22 protein-coding genes and 1 pseudogene are annotated in these 21019 nt (G+C 72.1%); 20 read left to right on the top strand and 3 right to left on the bottom strand.

Going from position 1 to position 21019, the window contains the following annotated elements:
• From OIE47_RS00245 to ribH, 3 genes are read left to right on the top strand one after another with little or no spacing between them, the layout of a single operon-like run.
• On the top strand, window positions 1-606 hold the full coding sequence (locus OIE47_RS00245) for a riboflavin synthase (RefSeq protein WP_326559427.1): 606 nt from the start codon (window positions 1-3) through the stop codon (window positions 604-606).
• Window positions 603-1919, top strand: coding sequence for a bifunctional 3,4-dihydroxy-2-butanone-4-phosphate synthase/GTP cyclohydrolase II (locus OIE47_RS00240; protein WP_326559426.1), 1317 nt, complete (start codon window positions 603-605; stop codon window positions 1917-1919). Before OIE47_RS00245 ends, OIE47_RS00240 begins: the two co-directional genes overlap by 4 nt.
• Before the next feature lie 2 nt (window positions 1920-1921).
• Window positions 1922-2422 (top strand): 6,7-dimethyl-8-ribityllumazine synthase, encoded by a 501-nt coding sequence (gene ribH, locus OIE47_RS00235; protein ID WP_326559425.1) that lies wholly within the window; start codon window positions 1922-1924, stop codon window positions 2420-2422.
• A 25-nt stretch (window positions 2423-2447) separates the two neighbouring features.
• On the opposite strand, the gene OIE47_RS00230 is transcribed toward ribH, so the two are convergent.
• From OIE47_RS00230 to OIE47_RS00220, 3 genes are read right to left on the bottom strand one after another with little or no spacing between them, the layout of a single operon-like run.
• Complete coding sequence (locus OIE47_RS00230) at window positions 2448-3245, bottom strand: amino acid ABC transporter ATP-binding protein (protein WP_326559424.1); 798 nt, start codon at window positions 3243-3245, stop codon at window positions 2448-2450.
• A 1-nt stretch (window position 3246) separates the two neighbouring features.
• The gene (locus OIE47_RS00225; protein ID WP_442792033.1) at window positions 3247-4116 is read right to left on the bottom strand and encodes an amino acid ABC transporter permease; all 870 of its coding nucleotides are present in this window, start codon (window positions 4114-4116) and stop codon (window positions 3247-3249) included.
• The gene (locus OIE47_RS00220; RefSeq protein WP_326559423.1) at window positions 4113-4976 is read right to left on the bottom strand and encodes an ABC transporter substrate-binding protein; all 864 of its coding nucleotides are present in this window, start codon (window positions 4974-4976) and stop codon (window positions 4113-4115) included. The genes OIE47_RS00225 and OIE47_RS00220 overlap by 4 nt, the downstream gene beginning before the upstream one ends.
• Window positions 4977-5181: 205 nt before the next feature.
• Between OIE47_RS00220 and OIE47_RS00215 the strand changes: the two genes are divergently transcribed.
• From OIE47_RS00215 to OIE47_RS00135, 17 genes and pseudogenes are all read left to right on the top strand, one after another.
• Entirely contained in the window at window positions 5182-5721 is a 540-nt protein-coding gene (locus tag OIE47_RS00215) for a SigE family RNA polymerase sigma factor (RefSeq protein WP_326559422.1), read from the top strand.
• A 59-nt stretch (window positions 5722-5780) separates the two neighbouring features.
• A complete protein-coding gene (locus OIE47_RS00210; RefSeq protein WP_121159833.1) occupies window positions 5781-6044 on the top strand; it encodes a phosphoribosyl-ATP diphosphatase in 264 nt (87 codons plus the stop codon).
• 62 nt (window positions 6045-6106) lie between these two features.
• On the top strand, window positions 6107-6952 hold the full coding sequence (hisG, locus tag OIE47_RS00205; RefSeq protein WP_326559420.1) for an ATP phosphoribosyltransferase: 846 nt from the start codon (window positions 6107-6109) through the stop codon (window positions 6950-6952).
• A gap of 10 nt (window positions 6953-6962) precedes the next feature.
• Complete coding sequence (locus OIE47_RS00200; protein ID WP_326559419.1) at window positions 6963-7910, top strand: DMT family transporter; 948 nt, start codon at window positions 6963-6965, stop codon at window positions 7908-7910.
• Window positions 7910-8377, top strand: coding sequence for a PH domain-containing protein (locus OIE47_RS00195; protein WP_442792122.1), 468 nt, complete (start codon window positions 7910-7912; stop codon window positions 8375-8377). The genes OIE47_RS00200 and OIE47_RS00195 overlap by 1 nt, the downstream gene beginning before the upstream one ends.
• Window positions 8378-8715: 338 nt before the next feature.
• Entirely contained in the window at window positions 8716-9342 is a 627-nt protein-coding gene (gene infC / locus OIE47_RS00190; protein WP_326559417.1) for a translation initiation factor IF-3, read from the top strand.
• A 19-nt stretch (window positions 9343-9361) separates the two neighbouring features.
• The gene (rpmI, locus tag OIE47_RS00185) at window positions 9362-9556 is read left to right on the top strand and encodes a 50S ribosomal protein L35 (protein WP_326559416.1); all 195 of its coding nucleotides are present in this window, start codon (window positions 9362-9364) and stop codon (window positions 9554-9556) included.
• Between the two features lie 34 nt (window positions 9557-9590).
• On the top strand, window positions 9591-9983 hold the full coding sequence (gene rplT / locus OIE47_RS00180; RefSeq protein ID WP_145777279.1) for a 50S ribosomal protein L20: 393 nt from the start codon (window positions 9591-9593) through the stop codon (window positions 9981-9983).
• Window positions 9984-10014: 31 nt separating this feature from the next.
• Window positions 10015-10884 (top strand): TrmH family RNA methyltransferase, encoded by an 870-nt coding sequence (locus tag OIE47_RS00175; protein ID WP_326559415.1) that lies wholly within the window; start codon window positions 10015-10017, stop codon window positions 10882-10884.
• A gap of 337 nt (window positions 10885-11221) precedes the next feature.
• Entirely contained in the window at window positions 11222-12283 is a 1062-nt protein-coding gene (locus OIE47_RS00170; protein WP_326559414.1) for a phenylalanine--tRNA ligase subunit alpha, read from the top strand.
• Window positions 12284-12324: 41 nt separating this feature from the next.
• The gene (gene pheT / locus OIE47_RS00165) at window positions 12325-14853 is read left to right on the top strand and encodes a phenylalanine--tRNA ligase subunit beta (RefSeq protein WP_326559413.1); all 2529 of its coding nucleotides are present in this window, start codon (window positions 12325-12327) and stop codon (window positions 14851-14853) included.
• 205 nt (window positions 14854-15058) lie between these two features.
• A complete protein-coding gene (gene argC / locus OIE47_RS00160; RefSeq protein ID WP_326559412.1) occupies window positions 15059-16066 on the top strand; it encodes an N-acetyl-gamma-glutamyl-phosphate reductase in 1008 nt (335 codons plus the stop codon).
• A 58-nt stretch (window positions 16067-16124) separates the two neighbouring features.
• Window positions 16125-17297, top strand: a complete 1173-nt coding sequence (gene argJ / locus OIE47_RS00155) for a bifunctional glutamate N-acetyltransferase/amino-acid acetyltransferase ArgJ (RefSeq protein ID WP_326559411.1) — start codon at window positions 16125-16127, stop codon at window positions 17295-17297.
• Window positions 17294-18229 (top strand): acetylglutamate kinase, encoded by a 936-nt coding sequence (gene argB / locus OIE47_RS00150; RefSeq protein ID WP_326559410.1) that lies wholly within the window; start codon window positions 17294-17296, stop codon window positions 18227-18229. The genes argJ and argB overlap by 4 nt, the downstream gene beginning before the upstream one ends.
• A complete protein-coding gene (locus tag OIE47_RS00145) occupies window positions 18226-19458 on the top strand; it encodes an acetylornithine transaminase (RefSeq protein ID WP_326559409.1) in 1233 nt (410 codons plus the stop codon). The genes argB and OIE47_RS00145 overlap by 4 nt, the downstream gene beginning before the upstream one ends.
• Window positions 19455-20477, top strand: coding sequence for an ornithine carbamoyltransferase (gene argF / locus OIE47_RS00140; RefSeq protein ID WP_326559408.1), 1023 nt, complete (start codon window positions 19455-19457; stop codon window positions 20475-20477). The genes OIE47_RS00145 and argF overlap by 4 nt, the downstream gene beginning before the upstream one ends.
• Window positions 20474-20950 (top strand): annotated as a pseudogene (locus OIE47_RS00135) (arginine repressor); the annotation flags it as partial. The gene argF and the pseudogene OIE47_RS00135, both read left to right, overlap by 4 nt.
• Between the last annotated feature and the right edge of the window lie 69 nt (window positions 20951-21019).

Below are 21019 nucleotides of genomic sequence, written 5' to 3'. Positions count from 1 at the left end.
ATGTTCACCGGCATTGTCGAGGAACTGGGCGAGGTCGTGAAACTGACCGACACGGGTACGGACTCCGCGCTGATCGCGGTACGCGGCCCGGTCGTCACCTCGGACGCCAAGCACGGCGACTCGATCTCGGTTAACGGCGTCTGTCTGACCGTGGTCGACGTCGGTGGTGACGTGTTCACCGCCGACGTGATGGGGGAGACCCTGAACCGGTCCTCCCTCGGCGCGCTGCGCGCCGGCGACCCGGTCAACCTGGAACGGGCGGCGACGCTCGGCACCCGGCTCGGCGGGCACCTGGTGCAGGGCCACGTCGACGGGGTCGCCGAGATCATCGGCCGGGAACCGGCCGAGCAGTGGGAGACGGTCCGGTTCTCGTTGCCGGCCGGCATCGCGCGCTACGCGGTGGAGAAGGGCTCCATCACCGTCGACGGAGTGTCCCTGACCATCTCGGAGATCGGCGACGACACCTTCGCCGTCGGCCTGATCCCGACCACGCTCAAGCTCACCACGCTGGGGCACAAGAAGATCGGCGACCCGGTCAACCTCGAGGTGGACGTCGTCGCCAAGTACGTCGAGCGGCTACTCGGCACCGGAAAGGCCATGTCATGAGCGAGTCGAGCGTCATCGAATCGGATTTCGTGCAGACCGAGACCGAGGTCGACACCGAATCGGCACCGGACAGCGGCTCCGCCCCCGTCTTCGCCCCGATCGAGGAGGCGATCGCGCAGATCGCGGCCGGACGGCCGGTGGTCGTGGTCGACGACGCCGACCGGGAGAACGAGGGCGACCTGATCTTCGCGGCGGAGCTGGCCACACCGGAACTGCTGGCCTTCACCGTCCGGTACACCTCGGGTTACATCTGCGCCCCGATCACCGAGCAGGAGGCCGACCGGCTCGAACTGCCGCCGATGTACCACACCAACCAGGACCGTCGGGGCACCGCGTACACGGTGACGGTGGACGCCCGCGAGGGTGTCACCACCGGCATCTCGGCCGCCGACCGGGCGCACACCATCCGGCTGCTCGCCGACCCGGCGACCCAGCCGACCGACCTGGCCCGACCGGGGCACGTGGTGCCGCTGCGGGCACGGGCCGGCGGGGTGCTGCGCCGGGCCGGACACACCGAGGCCGCGATCGACCTGACCCGGCTCGCCGGGCTGCGGCCCGCCGGGGTGCTCTGCGAACTGGTCAACGACGACGGCACCATGATGCGCCTGCCCGACCTGGAGAAGTTCAGCGCCGAGCACGGGCTGACCCTGATCAGCATCGCCGACCTGATCGCGTACCGGCGGCGGACCGAGAAGCAGGTCCACCAGGATGCGCAGGCGCAGCTACCCACCCCGTACGGGCTGTTCAAGGCGTTCGGCTACACGGTCGATAATGACGCAGCCGAGCACGTCGCGCTCGTCTACGGCGACCTCGCCGACGGGCAGGACGTACTCGTCCGGGTGCACTCCGAGTGCCTCACCGGGGACGTGTTCGGCTCCCTGCGCTGCGACTGCGGGCCGCAGTTGCAGGCCGCCCTGGCCCGGGTGGCGCAGGAGGGCCGCGGGGTGGTGCTCTACGTACGCGGGCACGAGGGGCGCGGTATCGGCCTGGTGCACAAGCTCCAGGCGTACCAGTTGCAGGACCAGGGCCGGGACACCGTCGACGCGAACCTGGACCTGGGTCTGCCGGCCGACGCCCGCGACTACGGCACCGGTGCGCAGATCCTCTACGACCTGGGCGTACGTTCCATGCGGCTGCTCACCAACAACCCGGCGAAGCGGGCCGGGCTGGAGGGTTACGGGCTGACCATCACCGGGCGGGAGGGCCTGCCGGTGCGGGCCACCCCGGAGAACGTCCGCTACCTGCGGACCAAGCGGGACCGGATGGGCCACCTGCTGGGTGAGCTCGACGGGATCACGGAAGGATCGGCGTAACGATGGCTGGTTTCGGGGAACCGGGAGTGACCGCGGTGGACGCCGCGGGGCTGACCGTCGGGGTGGTGGCGGCCCGCTGGCACGCCGAACTGACCGACCACATGGTCGAACGGGCGGTGGCCGCCGCCGAGGCGTCCGGCGTCCGGGACGTACGGGTGGCCAGGGTCGCCGGCTCCGTGGAGCTGCCGATCGTGGCCCAGGCGTTGGCCCGCGACTGTGACGTGGTGGTGGCGCTCGGCGTGGTGATCCGTGGCGACACCGCCCACTTCGACTACGTCTGCCGTTCGGTCACCGACGGGCTGACCCGGGTCGCGCTCGACGCCGGCAAGCCGGTCGGGCAGGGCGTGCTCACGGTCAACAATCTCGAACAGGCGCGGGACCGGGCCGGTCTGCCCGGTTCGGCCGAGGACAAGGGCTGGGCCGCGACCGTCGCCGCCCTGGACGCCGCGCTGGCGATCCGGGGACTGGGCAAGCGTACGGTTCCGGTCGGTTTCGGCGGCTGATCCGCCCGCCCCACGTACGCCGGGTTCAGAGCCGGCCGGCCTCGATGATCCGCCGCAGGAACTGGCGGGTACGCGGCTCGGTCGGCTCGCCCAGCACCCGCGCCGGTGGCCCCTGCTCGATCACCCGGCCGCCGTCGAGGAAGCAGACCCGGTCGGCGACGTCACGGGCGAAACCCATCTCGTGGGTGGCCAGCACCATCGTCATCCCGTCCGCCTTCAGCTCCCGGATCAGGCTCAGCACCTCACCCACCAGTTCCGGGTCGAGCGCCGAGGTGACCTCGTCGAGCAGCATCAGCCGGGGCGAGTTGACCAGCGCCCGGACGATCGCCACCCGCTGCTGCTGCCCGCCGGAGAGCCGGTCCGGATAGTCCCGCGCCTTGTCGGCCAGGCCCACCCGGTCGAGCAGCTCACGGGCCTGCGCCTCCGCGTCGGCCCGCGTCCGCCGGTGCACCCGCAGCGGTGCCAGGGTGATGTTGTCCAGCACGCTCAGGTGCGGGAACAGGTTGTACGACTGGAACACGATGCCGATCCGGCGGCGTACCCGGTCGGGGTCGATCCGGGGGTCGGTGATGTGCTCGCCGTCCAGGTGGATCGTGCCGTCGTCGATCTCCTCCAGCAGGTTCAGGCAGCGCAGCAGCGTCGACTTGCCCGAGCCGGACGCCCCGATCAGGGCCACCACCTCGTGCTCGGCCACGTCCAGGTCGAGCCCGTCGAGGACGGTCCGCCCGCCGAACGACTTCCGCAGCCCCCGGCAGGACAGCAGACCGGTGGCACGGTCCTCGGACGGCTGCGGGGTCGGGGTGGTGTGGTCGGTCAGTGTCATGTCAGTGCCCCGCCTGCCGGCGCGCGGCCCGTAGCGTCACCCAGTCGGTCACCGCGATCAGCGGGATCGCGAGCAACACGAAGAGCACCCCGGCCACGATGTACGGGGTGTAGTTGAAGTGTTCGGCGGTCTGGATCTGGGCTGCCCGTACCGCGTCGATCGGACCGGCCAGGGAGACCAGCCCCACGTCCTTCTGCAGCGCCACCACGTCGTTGAGCAGGGGTGGGGCCACCCGGCGGGCGGCCTGCGGCAGCACCACGTGCCGCATGGTCTGCCGGTAGGTCAGCCCGAGGGAGCGACCGGCGGCGAACTGGCTCGGGTGCACCGACTCGATGCCGGCCCGGAACACCTCCGCCAGGTAACCGCTGTACGTGATCACCAGCGCGCACCCGCCGAGCACCAGCACCGGCGGCATGCCCTGCAGTCGCAGCCCCGGCACGCCGAGGGTGAACACGTACAGGACGATGATCAGCGGCAGCCCGCGGAAGGTGTAGGTGTAGCCGGTGGCCAGCGCCCGGACCGGGAAGAAGACCGGTCCGCGCAGGGTTCGCAGCAGTGCCACCACCAGGCCCAGGGCCAGCGCTCCGAGGGCACAGAAGAAGAGCAGCCGGACGTTGAGCCAGAGCCCGGTGAGCACGTCCGGCAGGGCCGCGCGGGCGATGTCCAGGTCGAGGAAGGACTGCCGTACGCGGGCCCAGCCGGGCGACCCGGTGACCGCGACCACCAGCAGCGTGCCCAGCACACCGGTGGACGCCGCGGCGACCAGCACCGACCGGACCGTCTGCCGGCGCCGGTGGACGGCCCGCGCGCGGGCGATCTCGGAGGGTGCGTGGTCGAGCGGTCGGTCGTCGGTCCGGATGGGTCCGCTCACGTCAGTTCGAGTGCGCCCGCCACCTGGGCGAGCCACTTCTGCTCCAGCTCGCCGAGCGTGCCCGCCTCGCGCAGCGCGGTGACCGCACCGCCGACGCAGCCGGTCAGCCGCGACCCCTTGTCCAGCACCAGCCCGAACGTCTCCGGTACGCCGACCTGCGGCACCTGGCCGACGATCGTGGCGTCGGTGAGTTCGGCACCGGTGATGTAGAACGCGGTCGGCAGGTCCACCACCAGGCCGTCGATCTGCCCGTTCTGCAGCGCCTTCTTGGCGTCGTCGTTGGTGTTGAACACCTGGGGCTGCGGACCGGGCTTGATCACGTCGGTGATCGCCTGGTAGCTGGTGGTCCCGACCTGGGCGCCGAGCTTGGCGGTCTTGAGGTCGGCCAGGGTGGTCTTACCGGCGATCTTCGACGACTTCAGCGCGATCACCGTCTGGCGTACCAGGTAGTACGGCGCGGAGAAGTCGACCGCCTGCTTGCGCTCCTCGGTGATGGAGAACTGGTTGATGTCGAAGTCGAAGTCCTTCGGCCCCGGTGCGATCGCGTTCTCGAACTTGACCCGGTTCCAGACCACGTCGGTACGGGCGTATCCGAGCCGTTCCGCGACCGCGTACGCGACCGCCGCCTCGAAGCCCTCGCCGTTGTCCGGCTTGTTGTCCCTGAACCACGGCTCGTACGCCGGGTCGTCGGTGCCGATGGTCAGCTTGCCCGGCGTCTTGGTGGTCAGCGAATCCTTCGCACAGGACGCGGCGGCGGGCTGGGAGGGAGTCGGTTCCACTTCCTGCGGGGCGCAGCCGGCGAGGGCGGCGAGAAGGGCGGTCGCGGCCCCGAGGGCGACCGGCACCGTACGGCGAGCCATGGCCGACAGCATAGGCGCAGGCGGGAACCCGTCCATAGAGTGCCCCACCACATTGGTAGGGATTACCGGTCCGCCCGGTTGCCGGCATCGGTCGGCTTCTGGCGGCACGCTGGCGTGTCCCTCCGTCCGGGCGTAAACCGGAACCAGGACCCGCGCGTCGGCCCCGGGTGACCATCCGTTGATCGACGCGCCCGGCGGGAGGAGCATGCCGTACCCGCGGGCACCGCAGTCGGGGGCGGACGAGGAGGTCACCCACCTCTTCGTTGTCCACTACCGCCCGCTGGTCCGGCTCGCCGTACTGCTCCTGCACGACCTGGGCACGGCCGAGGAGATCGTGCAGGACGCGTACGTGGCCCTGCACCGGCGCTGGCCGTGCCTGCGCGACTCCGACCGGGCGCTGACGTACCTGCGGGTGACGGTGGTCAACCGGTCCCGGTCGGCGCTGCGCCACCGCCGGGTGGTCCAGGCCCACCTGGCGACCGCCCGGCCGGGACCGGACGCACCGTCCGCCGAGGCCGGGGCACTCGCCCTGCTCCGGTACGACACGGTGCTCGCCGCCCTGCGGGCACTGCCCGCCCGGCAGCGGGAGGCGATCGTGCTGCGCTACTACGCCGACCTGTCGGAGGCGGAGACCGCCGAGCTGATGGGCCTGAGCCGGGGTGCGGTCAAGAGCCACACCGCCCGGGGCGCCGCGGCGCTGCGCCGGACGCTCGGGGCGGGTCGGCCGGCCGACCGGTCCACCTGATGGCCGCCGACCGACCCGGCGCGCCACCCGGCGTCGGGGGGCTGCGAGAATCCGATTCCGTGAAGACGTTCGAAGAGCTGTTCGCCGAGCTGCAGGCCAAGGCCGCCGCCGGCACTCCGGGCTCGGCGACGGTGGCCGCCCTGGAACGCGGCGTGCACGCGATCGGCAAGAAGGTCGTCGAGGAGGCGGCCGAGTCGTGGATGGCGGCCGAGCACGAGGGCCCCGAGCGTGCCGCCGAGGAGATCTCCCAACTGCTCTACCAGGCCCAGGTGCTGATGCTCGCCACCGGACTGGAGCTCAAGGACGTCTACCGACATCTCTGAGGTGCCACGCCCCCGATTCAACGGTCGAACCCTGATCCAGCCGATCGAAGGAGCACCTCACGATGCTGCGCATCGCCATCCCCAACAAGGGCACCCTGTCCGCTCCCGCGGCGCAGATGCTGCGCGAGGCGGGCTACCGCCAGCGCACCGACCCGAAGGACCTGGTCTGCCGGGACGAGCCGAACGACGTCGAGTTCTTCTACCTGCGTCCCCGTGACATCGCCACCTACGTCGGTTCCGGCGATCTCGATCTCGGCATCACCGGCCGGGATCTGCTGATCGACGCCGGCAGCCCGGCCGAGGAGGTGCTCGACCTCAACTTCGGCGGCGCCACCTTCCGGTTCGCCGCCTCACCGGAGACCATCACCTCGGCCGACCAGATCGGTGGCCGGCGGATCGCCACCGCGTACCCCGGGGTGGTGGAGCGTCACCTGGTCGAGCACGGCCTGAAGGCGGACGTGGTCCGGCTCGACGGCGCGGTCGAGAACGCGGTCCGGCTCGGCGTCGCCGATGTCGTCGCCGACGTGGTGGAGACCGGTGCCACCCTGCGCCAGGCCGGTCTGGTGATCATCGGGGAGCCGATCCTGCGCTCCTCGGCGGTGATGATCCGCCGGCTCGGTGCCCCGGCGCACAACCAGGCGGACCAGTTGCTGCGCCGGCTGCACGGGGTGCTGGTCGCCCGGCGGTACGTGATGCTCGCCTACGACGTCCGCGCCGACCTGCTCGACCGGGCCACCGCGCTGACCCCCGGCATCGAGTCGCCGACCATCTCGCCGCTGCACCGGGAGGGCTGGGTGGCGGTCCAGGCCATGGTGCTGCGCAGCGACGTACACCGGATCATGGACGAACTGTACGATCTCGGCGCCCGGGCGATCCTGGTCACAGACATCCACGCCTGTCGCCTGTGAGGCTCGCCGGGTGAGGATCTTCCCGCCCTGGTTGGCGCTCGGACTGGCGGTGCTCGGCGGGGTCGGTTCGGCGGTGCAGAGCGCGGCGAACGCCGAACTCGGCGCCCGGGTCGGCAACCCGGCCATGGGCGCGGTGGTCAACAACGCCGGCGGGGTCGCCCTGCTCCTGGTCGGCCTGCTGGCGCTCCCGTCGATGCGGGCCGGGTTCGGCGTACTGCGCCGGGCCCGGCTGCCCTGGTGGAGCTACCTCGGTGGGCTGGGCGGCGGCGGGTTCGTGGTGATCGCGACGTACGTGGTGCCGGCGCTCGGGGTGGCCGTGTTCACCATCGCCCAGGTGGCCGGCAACAGCGCCGGTGGCCTGGGCGTCGACCGGGTCGGGCTGGCTCCGGGTGGCAGGCGGGCGGTCACCGCGCCCCGGCTGCTCGGCGCGCTCCTGGGAATCGGCGCGGTGGCGTTGGCCCAGTTCGGCCGCCCGTTGGGTGAACTGGCCGTGGGACTGGTGGCGCTCGCCGCGGCCGGTGGTGTCCTGGTGGCCCTGTCGGCGGCGCTGAACGGCCGGATCTCGGCGGTCGGGGGTGCCGCCACCGGTACGGCGGTCAACTTCGCGGTCAGCACCCCGGCGATCGTCGCCGTGGCGGCGGTGGCCGGGGCGTTCGGTCGGCTCGGTTCGATCCACTGGCCGACCGACTGGTACCTCTACCTGGGCGGGCCGGTCGGGGTCGGCGTCGTGGTCGCCCTGCTGGTCTGCGTACGGGCGGTCGGTGTGCTCCGTAGCGGCCTGGCCATCGTCGCCGGTCAACTCGGCGGTGCGCTGTTGCTCGACGTGCTCCGGCCGGACGGGCCGGGAGCCAGCGTGGCGGTGTTCGCCGGAGCCCTGCTGACCCTGCTCGCGGTGGTGGTCTCCGGGTGGGTGGTCCGCCCCACGGCGACCACCGGTCCGACCGGGGTGGCAGGATGATGGCCGTGACCGACTCCGATCTCGTACGGCTGCGACCGCGGCGGCTCCGGGTGATGTGCTGGGTGCTGGCACCGGCCCTGGTGGTGGTCTTCACCGCGTTGGGGCTGGCCCTGCACGGGTCGACCGGCCAGGGCACCGCCACCTTCCAGCGCGGTGACTCGTTCGCCATGATCGGTCTGGGTGTGCTCGGCGCGCTGGTGATCCTGCTCTTCACCCGGGTGCAGGTGGAGGCCGACACCCGGGGCGTACGCGTGCGCAACGTGCTCGGCTCGTACAACCTGCCCTGGGAGGTGGTCCGGGCGGTGCGCTTCGATCACGGCTCGCCCTGGGCGAGCCTGGAGCTGCACGACGACGAGCTGGTCCCGATGATCGCCCTGCAGGCGGTGGACAAGGAAGCCGCCGTCGCCGGGGTACGCGCGCTGCGCGCCCTGCACGACGCCTCGCGACGGCAGCCGGCCGCTAGCTGAGCCGTTACGACCCGCCGTCCGGGGTGCCCGTTTATCGGGCTATCGGCCCGACCTGCTAACATTGGCAGGTCGACCATGCTGTCCCTCGCGGTGACAGCGGTAAAGCGGAGCGCCTGCTCCCACCCGAGTCGCCCCAGTCGGTGGCCGGGTCCGGTCAACGGCCCGGATCCTGATCCGGGTCGGACGTGTGGCTTCGTGTCGCACTGACCGGTCGAGCGGGCCCTGGCATGCGCCGGGGCCTTCTGCTTTCCGGATCGGTTCCCACCGGGGAGCCGGCCCAGGGGTCGGCACCGAAGGAGTTACCGACTCGAGGAGGCCCCATCAGCGTCGAACCACGCGTGAACGAACAGATCCGGGCACGTGAGGTCCGACTGGTCGGCCCTGAGGGTGAGCAGGTGGGCATCGTCCCGCTGGAGCGCGCTCTGCAGCTGGCCGCGGACGTCGACCTGGACCTGGTCGAGGTTGCGCCGATGGCGCGCCCGCCGGTGTGCAAGCTCATGGACTTCGGCAAGTTCAAGTACGAGAGCGCACTCAAGGCGCGCGAAGCGCGGCGTAACCAGCAGCAGACCGTCATCAAGGAGATGAAACTCCGGCCGAAGATCGACCCGCACGACTACGAGACCAAAAAGGGTCACGTGGTGCGGTTCCTCAAGGCGGGTGACAAGGTCAAGGTAACGATCATGTTCCGTGGTCGCGAGCAGAGTCGCCCGGAACTTGGCTACCGGCTCCTCCGCCGACTCGAGTCGGAGATCTCGGAGCTGGGGTACGTCGAGGCCGCGCCGAAGCAGGACGGCCGAAACATGATCATGGTTCTGGCTCCGCACCGCGCCACCAAGGCCGCCGCCACGGCAGCCAAGGCCGGCGGACCGCGCGAGCGAGACGCCGAGACGACCGAGGACGGCGAGGCGGTTGAGGCACCGTCAGTCGAGCCCGCGGTCGAACCCGCCGGCACCGCCGGCGAGTAACAGGGGAGAGACGCAACAGATGCCGAAGATGAAGAGCCACACCGGAATGGGCAAGCGGGTCAAGGTGACCGGCTCCGGCAAGATCGTCGCCCAGCAGGCTGGCCTGCGGCACAACCTGGAGAAGAAGCCCTCCAACCAGACCCGCCGGCTCACCGGCACGGTCGAGGTTGCCAAGGTTGACGCCAAGCGAATCAAGAAGCTGCTGGGCCGCTGACGCGCCCGCCACTTAACCCGAAGGAGTAGTTGAGATGGCACGCGTCAAGCGGGCTGTAAACGCCCAGAAGAAGCGTCGTACCCTGCTGGAGACCGCCAGTGGCTACCGCGGTCAGCGCTCCCGGCTGTACCGCAAGGCCAAGGAGCAGGTGCTGCACTCGATGCAGTACGCCTACCGGGACCGTCGCGACCGCAAGGGCGACTTCCGGCAGCTCTGGATCACCCGGATCAACGCGGGCGCCCGCGCCAACGGGATGACCTACAACCGCCTGATCCAGGGCCTCAAGCTGGCTGGCGTCGAGGTCGACCGCAAGATCCTGGCCGACCTGGCCGTCAACGACGCGACGGCCTTCGCCGCCATCGTCGAGGTGGCCCGTGCCGCGGTTGCGGCCGAGGGCACCGGCGGCGCGGCGGCCCAGGCCGCCTGAGTCACCGCAAAAGTTGATCGAGGCGCCCCGAATGCCGTCCGGACCGCAGGTGGGGCGCCTCGACCATGTCCGGGGCGCGGACCCGCCGCACTTCACCGCGCGTACGCCCCGGGTGGTCGCCGCCCGGCGGCTGCACCGGCGCCGGGACCGGGACACCACCCGACGGTTCCTCGCCGAGGGACCGCAGGCGGTCCGGGAAGCACTCGACCGCCCCGGAGTGGTGCGGGAACTCTTCGGCACCCCGGCCGCCCTGGACCGGTACGCCGACCTCGCCGAGGTGGCCCGACGGGCCGGTCTGCCGGTCTCGCCGCTGACCGACGACGGTCTCGCCGCGTTGACCGAGACCGTCGCGCCGCAGGGCCTCGTCGCCGTCTGCGACCAGTTCGACCAACCACTGCACCGGGCACTCGACCGGTCCCCGCGGCTGGTCACCGTACTGGCCGAGATCCGGGATCCGGGCAACGCCGGCACCGTGCTGCGTACCGCCGACGCGGCCGGGGCGAGCGCGGTCATCTTCGCCGGTGACGCCGTCGACCCGTACAACGGCAAGTGCGTGCGGGCCTCGGCCGGCAGCCTCTTCCACGTCGACGTGGTCCGGTCCGAGGACCCGGCCGCCGTCGTGACCAGCCTGCGCGACGCCGGGCTGACCGTGCTCGCCGCCTCCGGTTACGGCGAGACCGACCTGGACGACCTCGCCGACGACGGCGGACTGTCCCGGCCGACCGCCTGGCTGTTCGGCTCCGAGGCGCACGGCCTGCCGGCCGAACTGGCCGCCGCCGCCGACGCCCGGGTACGGGTGCCGCTGCACGGCCGCGCCGAGAGCCTTAACCTGGCTGCCGCCGCGGCCGTCTGCCTGTACGCTTCGGCCAGAGCGATGAGGGCCCGTGAGCGCGAGGAGTGAGCCGGGTTTGCGAGCCCCGCAGTCGCGAGCCAGGGTTGGCGCCGTGAGCGCGAGGAGTGAGCCGGGTTTGCGAGCCCCGCAGTCGCGAGCCAGGGTTGGCGCCGTGAGCGCGAGGAGTGAGCCGGGTTTGCGAGCCCCGCAGTCGCGATCAAAGGGGGATCAGGGATGAGTGCCTCGATGTGCTCGTTTAGCCAGCCCGCCGGTGTCGGCGGGCGGCAGGTCTGACCCTTTCCTGCTCCCTACTCCCACCGGCGGGCTGCGGCGTCGCCGCGCGTCCGTAAACTCTGATGGCCGCCGCCGAGGCAGGCCTTCCGCCGTGAGGGAGCACCCGTACGCCATGACTTACCGCAACGATCCGTACGACCCGAAACAGGTCGCCCTGCTCGACCAGGACAACCTCGACGAAGCCGTCGCCGCCGCCCGTGCGGCGTTCGCCGACGCCGCCGACCCCGACGCCCTGGCCGCCCTGCGTCACCAGCACCTGGGTGACCGGGCACCGGTCTCGCTGGCCCGCCGGGAGATCGGCGCGCTGCCGCCGGCGGCCAAGTCCGACGCCGGCAAGCGGGTCAACGAGGCCCGCCGGGCGATCGAGACGATCTACGACGAGTGGCGGGCCGAACTCCAGCGCGCCCAGGCCGAGCGGGTGCTGGCCGAGGAGCGGGTCGACGTCACCCTGCCGTACGACCGCCGCCCCCGTGGTGCCCGGCATCCGCTGACCCTGCTGATGGAGCGGATCGGTGATCTCTTCGTCGGGATGGGGTACGAGATCGCCGAGGGCCCCGAGGTGGAGTTGGAGTGGACCAACTTCGACGCGCTCAACATCCCGCCGGACCACCCGGCCCGTGGCCTGATGGACACCTTCCACGTGGACGTACCGGGGCTGGTGCTGCGTACGCACACCTCGCCGGTGCAGGCGCGGACGATGCTGGCGCGCAAGCCCCCGATCTACGTCATCTGCCCGGGGCGGGTCTACCGCACCGACGAGCTGGACGCCACCCACAGCCCGGTCTTCCACCAGGTCGAGGGGCTGGTCGTGGACAAGGGCATCACCATGGCCCACCTGCGCGGCACGCTCGACCACTTCGCCCGGTCGATGTTCGGGCAGGACGCCCGGACCCGCTGGCGGCCGCACTACTTCCCGTTCACCGAGCCGTCGGGCGAGTTCGACGTCTGGTTCCCGGAGCACCGCAACGGGCCGCAGTGGGTCGAGTGGGGCGGTTGCGGCATGGTCAACCCTCGGGTGCTGCGCGCCTGCGGGATCGACCCGGACGTCTACTCCGGCTTCGCGTTCGGCATGGGCGTCGACCGTACGGTGATGGTCCGCAACGGGGTGAGCGAGGTGCGTGACCTGTTCGAGGGGGACGTGCGGTTCACCGGCGCGCTCGGCGTCGAGGCGTGACGGGCATGCGGAATCGAACTTCGGAAGCGGTGGTCTGAGTCATGCGAGTTGCTATTTCCTGGCTGCGCGAGCACGTCGACCTGCCCGTCGACCTCAGCACCGAGGACCTGGAACGGGCGCTGGTGAACCTCGGGCTCGAGGTCGAGTCCATGGTGGACCTGCGTACCACGGTCACCGGTGCGCTGGTCGTCGGCGAGGTACGCGAGATCGAGGAGCTGACCGGCTTCAAGAAGCCGATCCGGTTCTGCCGGGTCGACGTGGGCACCGCCAACGGCACCGGTGAGCTGCAGGAGATCGTCTGCGGCGCCACCAACTTCGCCCCCGGTGACCGGGTGGTGGTGATCCTGCCCGGCGGTGTGCTGCCCGGCGGCTTCGCGATCGGCGCCCGCAAGACGTACGGGCACAACTCCAACGGCATGATCTGCTCGGTGAAGGAACTCGGACTCGGCGACGACCACGCCGGGATCCTGGTCCTGTCGCCGGACACCGCCGTCAAGCCCGGTGACGACGCCCGCCCCGTGGTCGGGCTCGACGACGTGGTGGTCGAACTGGAGATCACCCCCGACCGGGGCTACGGCCTGTCCGTACGCGGTATCGCCCGGGAACTGTCGCACGCGTTCGGGGTGCCGTTCCGGGACCCGGCACTGGTGCCGGCACCGGGCGGGACCGAGCGGCCGGCGTACCCGGTCGAGGTCCGCGACCCGGTCGGCTGCGACCGGTTCGCCGCCCGCCTGGTGCGGGGTGTCGACCCGACCGCGCAGAGCCCGCAGTGGATGCGGCAGCGGCTCACCGTCGCCGGCATCCGGAACATCTCGCTGCCGGTCGACATCACCAACTACGTGATGCTCGAACTCGGCCAGCCGATGCACGCGTTCGACGCCGACCGGCTGACCGGCACGCTGGTGGTTCGCCGGGCGCAACCGGGGGAGAAGCTGACCACACTGGACGGCGTGACCCGGGTGCTGGACCCCGAGGACATGGTGATCTGCGACGCCGGTCAGCCCAGTCCGGTCGCCGGGGACGGCGACGGGCTGCCGATCTCGCTCGCCGCGGTGATGGGTGGGCAGACCAGCGAGGTCCTCGCCGACACCACCGACGTGCTGTTCGAGGCGGCGCACTGGCAGCCGGCGATGGTCGGGCGTACCGCGCGACGGCACAAGCTGTTCAGCGAGGCGGCCAAGCGCTGGGAGCGCGGGGTGGACCCGGCGCTGCCGCTGGTCGCCCTGGATCGGGCGGTCACCCTGCTGACCACGTACGGCGGTGGCACGGCGGCCCCGGAGATCCTCGACTTCTCGCAGGTGAGCCCGCCGGCCCCGGTCGCGCTCGACCCGGAACTGCCGACCCGGCGGATCGGGGTGGAGTACCCGACGGCGCGGGTGGTCGCGCTGTTGGAGGAGGTCGGCTGCACCGTCGTCACCGAAGCGGACCTGCTCCGGGTGGTCCCGCCGACCTGGCGGCCCGACCTCACCGGTCCGGCCGACCTGGTCGAGGAGGTCGTCCGGCTGGACGGCTACGAGCGGGTGCCGTCGGTGCTGCCGCTCGCCCCGGCGGGGCGCGGGCTCACCCAGGCACAGCGGCGGGTCCGGGCGGTCGCCCGGATGCTGGCCGAGAACGGGTACGTCGAGACGGTGTCGTTCCCGTTCGTGTCACCGGAGCTCTTCGACGCGCTCGGGCTGCCGGCCGACGACACCCGTCGCCGGGCGGTCCGGTTGGCCAACCCGCTCTCCGACGAGGAGCCGTTGCTGCGTACGACGCTGCTCGGTCCGTTGCTCGGCGCGCTCAAGCGCAACCTCGGTCGGGGCGCGCGCGACCTGGCCCTCTACGAGCTGGGTACGGTCTTCGAGTCCCGCCCCGGTGCCGGCAGCCCGCCGCCGATGGGGGTCGACCACCGGCCCAGCGACGCCGAGTTCGCCGCCGCCGACGCGGTCCTGCCGCACCAGCCCCGACACGTGGCCGTGGTGCTCGCCGGTGAGGTCGAGCGCACCGGTTGGTGGGGCCCCGGCAAACCGGCCGGTTGGGCCGACGCGGTCGAGGCGGCCCGCAACGTGCTCGCCGCCGCCGGTCTGCCCGCCGACCGGGTCGAGGTACGGGCGGCGCAACGGGCGCCCTGGCACCCCGGCCGTTGTGCCGAGGTGCTGGTCGACGACACCGTGGTCGGGTACGCGGGCGAGCTGCACCCGGCGACCGTCGAGGCGCTGGAACTGCCTCGCCGGACCAGCGCGATGGAACTGGACCTGGATCTGCTGCCACCGGCACCGGTGCCGGTGGCACCCCGGATCTCCGGGTTCCCGCCGGCGTTGATCGACGTCGCGTTGGTGGTGCCGGAGGAGGTCGCCGCCGCGGAGGTGCAACGGGCGTTGGCCGACGGTGCGGGGGAGCTGCTGGAGTCGCTGCGGCTCTTCGACGTCTACGCCTCGGCGCAGCTCGGGGCGGGGCGCAAGTCGCTGGCGTACAAGCTCACCTTCCGGGCGCCGGACCGGACCCTGACCGTGGAGGAGGCGGTGGCCGCCCGCGACGCGGCCGTTGCCGAGGCGGCGTCGCGGCTCGGCGCCACCCTGCGCGGCGCCTGACCCGCTTGCCGTACGTCGTGGTGGCCGGGGTGTGTTGCCGGCCACCACGACGCTGTTCCGGGCCGTGCGCAGGCTGCCGTTTCCGGTCGTTCGGGTCGGGACCGGCCAAAAATCGGCAACTGAGTGATCATCCGGTGGGCCGTATAGTATTGCGTCCCGGATCCCTTCCCTGATACCTTGGCTGCATACAAATGCGGAGGTGGGCATGGGTATCCGAGTTGCGGTCGCCGGGGCCAGTGGATATGCGGGTGGTGAGCTGCTGCGCCTGATCGCCGGGCACCCCGAGTTCGATCTCGTCGCCGCCACCGCGCACAGCCAGGCGGGCACGCCCGTGTCGGCCGTGCACCCGCACCTGGTCGGGCTGGACCTGGTCCTCGGCCGGACCGACCCGGACACCCTCGCCGACGCGGACCTGGTCTTCCTGGCCCTGCCGCACGGTGAGTCGGCCGCCGTGGCCGCGGCCCTGCCGGAGACGGTCAAGGTGGTCGACCTCGGCGCCGACCACCGGCTGCGCGACGGTGCCGCCTGGCACCGCTACTACGGCGGCAGCCACGCCGGTTGGTGGACCTACGGTCTGCCCGAGCTGCCCGGCCAGCGCTCCGCGATCGCGGCCTCGAACCGGGTCGCGGCCACCGGTTGCTACGCGGTGTCGATCTCCCTCGCGCTCGCACCGCTGGTCGCCGCCGGTGCGGTCGCCGCCCGGGACGTCGTGGTGGTGGCCGCGTCCGGCACCTCCGGCGCGGGCCGGTCGGCGAAGGTCAACCTGCTCGGCAGCGAGGTGATGGGCGACCTGACGCCATACAAGGTCGGGGCACACCAGCACGTGCCGGAGATCAAGCAGGCGACCGGGGCGACCAGCCTCTCCTTCACTCCGGTGCTGGCGCCGATGCCGCGCGGGATCCTCGCCACCGTCACCGCGTTGCCGGTGGGCGCCGGTGCGACCGATCCCCGTGCGGTGCTCGCCGAGGCGTACGCGGACTCGCCGTTCGTACACGTCCTGCCCGAGGGCACCTGGCCGCACACCGCCGCCACCTACGGCTCCAACTCGTGCCACCTGCAGGCGACCGTCGACGTCGACTCCGGCCGGGTGATCGTGGTGAGCGCGATCGACAACCTGGGCAAGGGCGCGTCCGGCCAGGCCGTGCAGTGCGCCAACCTGATGCTCGGCCTGCCGGAGACCGCCGGCCTGCCGGTCTACGGGGTGGCGCCGTGACCGGATCGAAGATCGGCTGCGGCCTCGCCGCGCCGCACCCGAGTCAGGAGCGCCAGTCATGAGCGTGACCGCACCCCGGGGTTTCCGGGCGGCCGGCGTCGCCGCCGGACTCAAGAGCACCGGCCAGTCCGACGTCGCGCTGGTTGTCAACGACGGGCCCGACGCGACCGCGGCCGGTGTGTTCACCACCAACCGGGTCAAGGCCGCGCCGGTGCTCTGGACCGAGCAGATCATCCGTGGCGGGGTGGTCCGCGCGGTGGTGCTCAACTCCGGCGGCGCCAACGCCTGCACCGGGTCACCCGGTTTCCAGGACACCCACGCCACCGCCGAACAGACCGCGGCCAGCCTGACCGGGTCCAACGCCCGCCTCATCCTGGGCGCCGGTGAGGTGGCGGTCTGCTCGACCGGCCTGATCGGCGAGCGGCTGCCGATGGAGAAGTTGCTGCCCGGCGTCCGGGCCGCGGTGCGCGGACTGGCCCGTGACGGTGGCCTGGCCGCTGCCGAGGCGATCATGACCACCGACACCCGGTCGAAGACGACGATCGTGCCCGGCACCGGCTGGACCGTCGGCGGGATGGCCAAGGGCGCCGGCATGCTGGCCCCCGGGATGGCGACCATGCTCTGCGTGCTCACCACCGACGCGGTGGCCGGCTCGGAGGCGCTCGACACCGCGCTGCGGGCCGCCTGCCGGGTGACCTTCGACCGGGTCGACTCCGACGGCTGCATGTCGACCAACGACACCGTGCTGCTGCTGGCCAGCGGGGCGTCCGGGATCGAGCCGACCCAGGCGGAGCTGACCGCCGCGGTGACCTCCGCCTGCCACGACCTGGCCCAGCAGCTCATCGCCGACGCGGAGGGCGCGACCAAGCAGATCGCGATCGACGTGACCGCCGCGGCGTCCGAGGACGACGCGGTCGAGGTCGGCCGGTCGGTGGCCCGGAACAACCTGGTCAAGACCGCCCTGTTCGGCAACGACCCCAACTGGGGGCGCATCCTGGCCGCGGTGGGCACCACCGGCGCCACCTTCGAGCCGGACAGGATCGACGTCGCGGTCAATGGCGTCTGGGTGTGCCGTTCCGGGGCCGCCGCCGAGGACCGGGCCAAGGTTGACCTGGCCGCCCGCGACGTGACCATCCAGGTCCGGCTCAACGCCGGTGCCGAGGGCGCCACGATCTGGACCAACGATCTGTCGCACGCCTACGTGCACGAGAACTCGGCGTACTCGTCATGACGGTCGACACCTCCGCGGCGGGCAACGGCGGCTCGGCGACCGGCGGCGCGCTCTCCCGCGACCTGAGTCAGGCGCAGGTCAAGGCCGCCGCCCTGATCGAGGCACTGCCCTGGCTGGCCCGCTTCTCCGGCGCCACCGTCGTGATCAAGTACGGCGGCAACGCGATGGTCAACCCCGAGTTGCAGCGGGCGTTCGCCGCCGACATGGTGTTCCTGCGGTACGCCGGACTGCGCCCGGTCGTGGTGCACGGGGGTGGCCCGCAGATCTCGTCGATGCTGGGCCGGCTCGGCATCGTCAGTGAGTTCAAGGGCGGGCTGCGGGTCACCACACCCGAGGCGATGGACGTCGTCCGGATGGTGCTGGTCGGTCAGGTCGGGCGGGAACTGGTCGGGCTGATCAACGAGCACGGCCCGTTCGCGGTCGGCCTCTCCGGCGAGGACGCCCGGCTGTTCACCGCCGTCCGCCGTCCGGCCTACGTGGACGGCGAGGCGGTCGACATCGGCCAGGTCGGTGACGTCGACGCGGTCAACGTCGACGCGCTGACCGACATCCTGACCGCCGGCCGGATCCCGGTCATCTCCACCGTGGCGCCCGACATCGACGGCGTACTGCACAACCTCAACGCCGACACCGCCGCCGCCGCACTGGCGGTGGCCCTGCACGCACGCAAACTCGTCGTCCTCACCGACGTGCCCGGGCTGTACGCGAACTGGCCGGACACCTCCAGCCTGATCTCCGCACTCACCGCCGACGAGCTGGACGAACTGCTCCCCAGCCTGGAGTCCGGCATGGTGCCGAAGATGGAGGCGTGCCTGCGCGCGGTGCGCGGCGGCGTCCCGGCGGCGCACGTGGTCGACGGCCGGGTGGCGCACTCGACCCTGCTGGAAGTCTTCACCTCGGAAGGATTCGGAACCATGGTGAGCTCGTCATGACGTCACTGGTCGACCGCTGGTCGCAGTCCATGATGGACAACTACGGCACCCCGTCCCTGGCGCTCGTCCGCGGCAACGGCGCGGTGGTCGTCGACGAGGCGGGCCGCGAGTACGTCGACCTGCTCGGCGGGATCGCCGTCAACGCCCTCGGCCACGCCCACCCGGCCGTGGTCGCCGCGGTATCGAAGCAGGTCGCCACGCTCGGCCACGTCTCCAACCTCTTCGTCGCCGAACCGCCGGTGGCGCTGGCCGAGCTGCTGCTCGCCCTCGCCGGTCGGCAGGGGCGGGTCTACTTCGCCAACTCCGGCACGGAGGCGAACGAGGCCGTCTTCAAGCTGTCCCGCCGGACCGGCCGTACCCACGTGGTCTCCACGGTCGGCGGGTTCCACGGCCGGACCATGGGGGCGCTGGCGCTGACCGGGCAGCCGACCAAGGCCGACCCGTTCCGTCCGCTGCCAGGCGACGTCACCCACGTCCCGTACGGCGACGTGGCCGCGCTCGAGGCCGCCGTCACCGACGACACGGCCATGGTGATCCTCGAGCCGATCCAGGGCGAGAGCGGCGTGGTTGTCCCCCCGGCGGGTTACCTGACCGCGGCGCGGCGGATCACCTCGGCGCACGGGGCGCTGCTGGTCCTCGACGAGGTGCAGACCGGCATCGGCCGGACCGGACACTGGTTCGCCCACCAGGCCGAGGGCGTCGAGCCGGACGTGATCACCCTGGCCAAGGGGCTCGGCGGTGGGCTGCCGATCGGTGCCCTGATCGCCTTCGGCGCGGCCGCCGACCTGCTCGGTCCGGGCACCCACGCCAGCACCTTCGGCGGCAACCCGATCAGCTGCGCCGCCGCCCTCGCGGTTGTCTCGACCATCGCCAACGAGGGGCTGCTCGACCACGTCAAACGGACCGGTGAGCGGATCCGGCGCGGCGTCGAGGCACTCGGGCACCCGCTGGTGGCCGAGGTCCGCGGCGCCGGCCTGCTGCTCGGCCTGGTGCTGAACGCCCCGGCCGCCCCGGCGCTCGCCGGTGTGCTGCGCGACGTCGGTTTCCTCACCAACCCGGTGCAACCGAACGTCATCCGGCTCGCCCCGCCGCTGATCCTCACCGCCGAGCAGGTCGACGCGTTCCTCGCCGCCCTACCGGCCGCGCTCGACGCCGTCACCCTGCCGACCGAAGCGTTGGACGGTCCGGTGGCCGCCGACGCGTCAGTCACCCCGGCGGTGACCTCGTGATCCGTCACTTCCAGCGCGACGACGACCTCAGCCCCGCGGAGCAGGCCGAGGTGCTCGACCTGGCCGCGACACTGAAGGCCGACCGGTTCGGCGCCCGGCCACTCGCCGGACCCCGTGCCGTCGCCGTGCTGTTCGACAAGCCGAGCCTGCGTACCCGGATCTCCTTCGACGTGGGCATCGCCGAACTCGGCGGGCACCCGATCATCGTGGACACCCAGGCCACCCACTTCGGCCGGGGCGAGTCGCTCGCCGACGCCGGGCAGGTGCTGTCCCGCTACGTCAGCGCCATCGTGCTGCGTACGCACGGCGACGCACGGCTGGCCGAGCTCGCCAGCGGGGCGACCGTGCCGGTGGTCAACGCGCTCACCGACGGGTTCCACCCCTGCCAGCTCCTGGCCGACCTGCTCACCATCCGGGAGCGGTGCGGTGGCACGGCCGGCCGGATCCTGACCTACGTCGGCGACGCGGCGAACAACATGTCGCACTCGTACCTGCTCGCCGGTGCCACCGCGGGCATGCACGTACGGGTCGCCGGTCCGCCCGGATACGACCCGTCCCCGACGGTGGTGAGCCGGGCCGCCGAGATCGCCGCCTGGACCGGTGGGTCGGTGCAGGTGCTCCGCGACCCGCACGAGGCGGTCGACGGCGCGGACGTTGTCGCCACCGACACCTGGACCTCGATGGGGCAGGAGGGCGACGGTCGGGACCGGCTCACCCCGTTCTGGCCCTACCAGGTCAACAAGGCGCTGCTCGCCGCCGCCGCGCCGGAGGCGATCGTGCTGCACTGCCTGCCTGCACACCGCGGTGAGGAGATCACCGACGAGGTGCTCGACGGCGCGCAGAGCGCGGTCTTCGACCAGGCCGAGAACCGGCTGCACGCACAGAAGGCGCTGCTCTCCTGGCTGGTGAGCGCCGCGACCGGAACCGGTTCGGCGGCACCGACCGCGCCGGCCTCGGCGAGCGCCGGGAACGCGCCGACCGCGCGGGCCTCGGCGGGCGCACGGAACGCGGCGTCATGACCAGCCCGCTTACCCGGACCGCCCGGCATGCCCGGATCGTGGAGCTGATCCGCGAACAGCCGATCCGCTCCCAGACCGAGCTGGCCGAGCTGCTCGCCGGCGACGGGGTGCAGGTCACCCAGGCCACCCTCTCCCGTGATCTGGACGAGCTGGGCGCGGTGAAGGTGCGCGGCGGCGACGGCCCGGCCGTCTACCTGATTCCCGAGGACGGCAAGCGGCCGCTGCGCGACGCCGAGCAAGCCCCCGCGCGCCTGGTCCGACTGCTGCGCGAGCTGCTCACCGGCGTCGACTCCAGCGGCAACATCGCCGTCCTGCGTACCCCACCGGGCGCGGCGCAGTTCCTCGCCAGCGCGTTGGACCGGGCCGGGCTGCCCGAGGTGGTCGGCACCATCGCCGGCGACGACACCATCCTCGTGGTCGCACGCGAGGCCACCGGCGGCGCGGCGCTGGGGGAACAGCTCTCCGGGTGGGCGGCGAGCCAACCCGGACTACCGATCGTCGACCAGAACCGACCGGGACTCGGCGGCCAGCCGACGTGGGTC

Source organism: Micromonospora sp. NBC_01796 (genome assembly GCF_035917455.1).
In the GTDB taxonomy this organism is placed as follows: domain Bacteria; phylum Actinomycetota; class Actinomycetes; order Mycobacteriales; family Micromonosporaceae; genus Micromonospora_G.
This window is presented reverse-complemented; position numbering and strand designations above follow the sequence as displayed.

Bases quoted from the DNA above. Each gene is read 5' to 3' on its own strand.
- OIE47_RS00245 (WP_326559427.1), top strand. From the start codon at position 1: ATGTTCACCGGCATTGTCGAGGAACTGGGCGAGGTCGTGAAACTGACC.
- OIE47_RS00240 (WP_326559426.1), top strand. From the start codon at position 603: ATGAGCGAGTCGAGCGTCATCGAATCGGATTTCGTGCAGACCGAGACC.
- ribH (WP_326559425.1), top strand. From the start codon at position 1,922: ATGGCTGGTTTCGGGGAACCGGGAGTGACCGCGGTGGACGCCGCGGGG.
- OIE47_RS00230 (WP_326559424.1), bottom strand. From the start codon at position 3,245: ATGACACTGACCGACCACACCACCCCGACCCCGCAGCCGTCCGAGGAC.
- OIE47_RS00220 (WP_326559423.1), bottom strand. From the start codon at position 4,976: ATGGCTCGCCGTACGGTGCCGGTCGCCCTCGGGGCCGCGACCGCCCTT.
- OIE47_RS00215 (WP_326559422.1), top strand. From the start codon at position 5,182: ATGCCGTACCCGCGGGCACCGCAGTCGGGGGCGGACGAGGAGGTCACC.
- hisG (WP_326559420.1), top strand. From the start codon at position 6,107: ATGCTGCGCATCGCCATCCCCAACAAGGGCACCCTGTCCGCTCCCGCG.
- OIE47_RS00195 (WP_442792122.1), top strand. From the start codon at position 7,910: ATGGCCGTGACCGACTCCGATCTCGTACGGCTGCGACCGCGGCGGCTC.
- rpmI (WP_326559416.1), top strand. From the start codon at position 9,362: ATGCCGAAGATGAAGAGCCACACCGGAATGGGCAAGCGGGTCAAGGTG.
- rplT (WP_145777279.1), top strand. From the start codon at position 9,591: ATGGCACGCGTCAAGCGGGCTGTAAACGCCCAGAAGAAGCGTCGTACC.
- OIE47_RS00175 (WP_326559415.1), top strand. From the start codon at position 10,015: ATGCCGTCCGGACCGCAGGTGGGGCGCCTCGACCATGTCCGGGGCGCG.
- OIE47_RS00170 (WP_326559414.1), top strand. From the start codon at position 11,222: ATGACTTACCGCAACGATCCGTACGACCCGAAACAGGTCGCCCTGCTC.
- pheT (WP_326559413.1), top strand. From the start codon at position 12,325: ATGCGAGTTGCTATTTCCTGGCTGCGCGAGCACGTCGACCTGCCCGTC.
- argC (WP_326559412.1), top strand. From the start codon at position 15,059: ATGGGTATCCGAGTTGCGGTCGCCGGGGCCAGTGGATATGCGGGTGGT.
- argJ (WP_326559411.1), top strand. From the start codon at position 16,125: ATGAGCGTGACCGCACCCCGGGGTTTCCGGGCGGCCGGCGTCGCCGCC.
- argB (WP_326559410.1), top strand. From the start codon at position 17,294: ATGACGGTCGACACCTCCGCGGCGGGCAACGGCGGCTCGGCGACCGGC.
- OIE47_RS00145 (WP_326559409.1), top strand. From the start codon at position 18,226: ATGACGTCACTGGTCGACCGCTGGTCGCAGTCCATGATGGACAACTAC.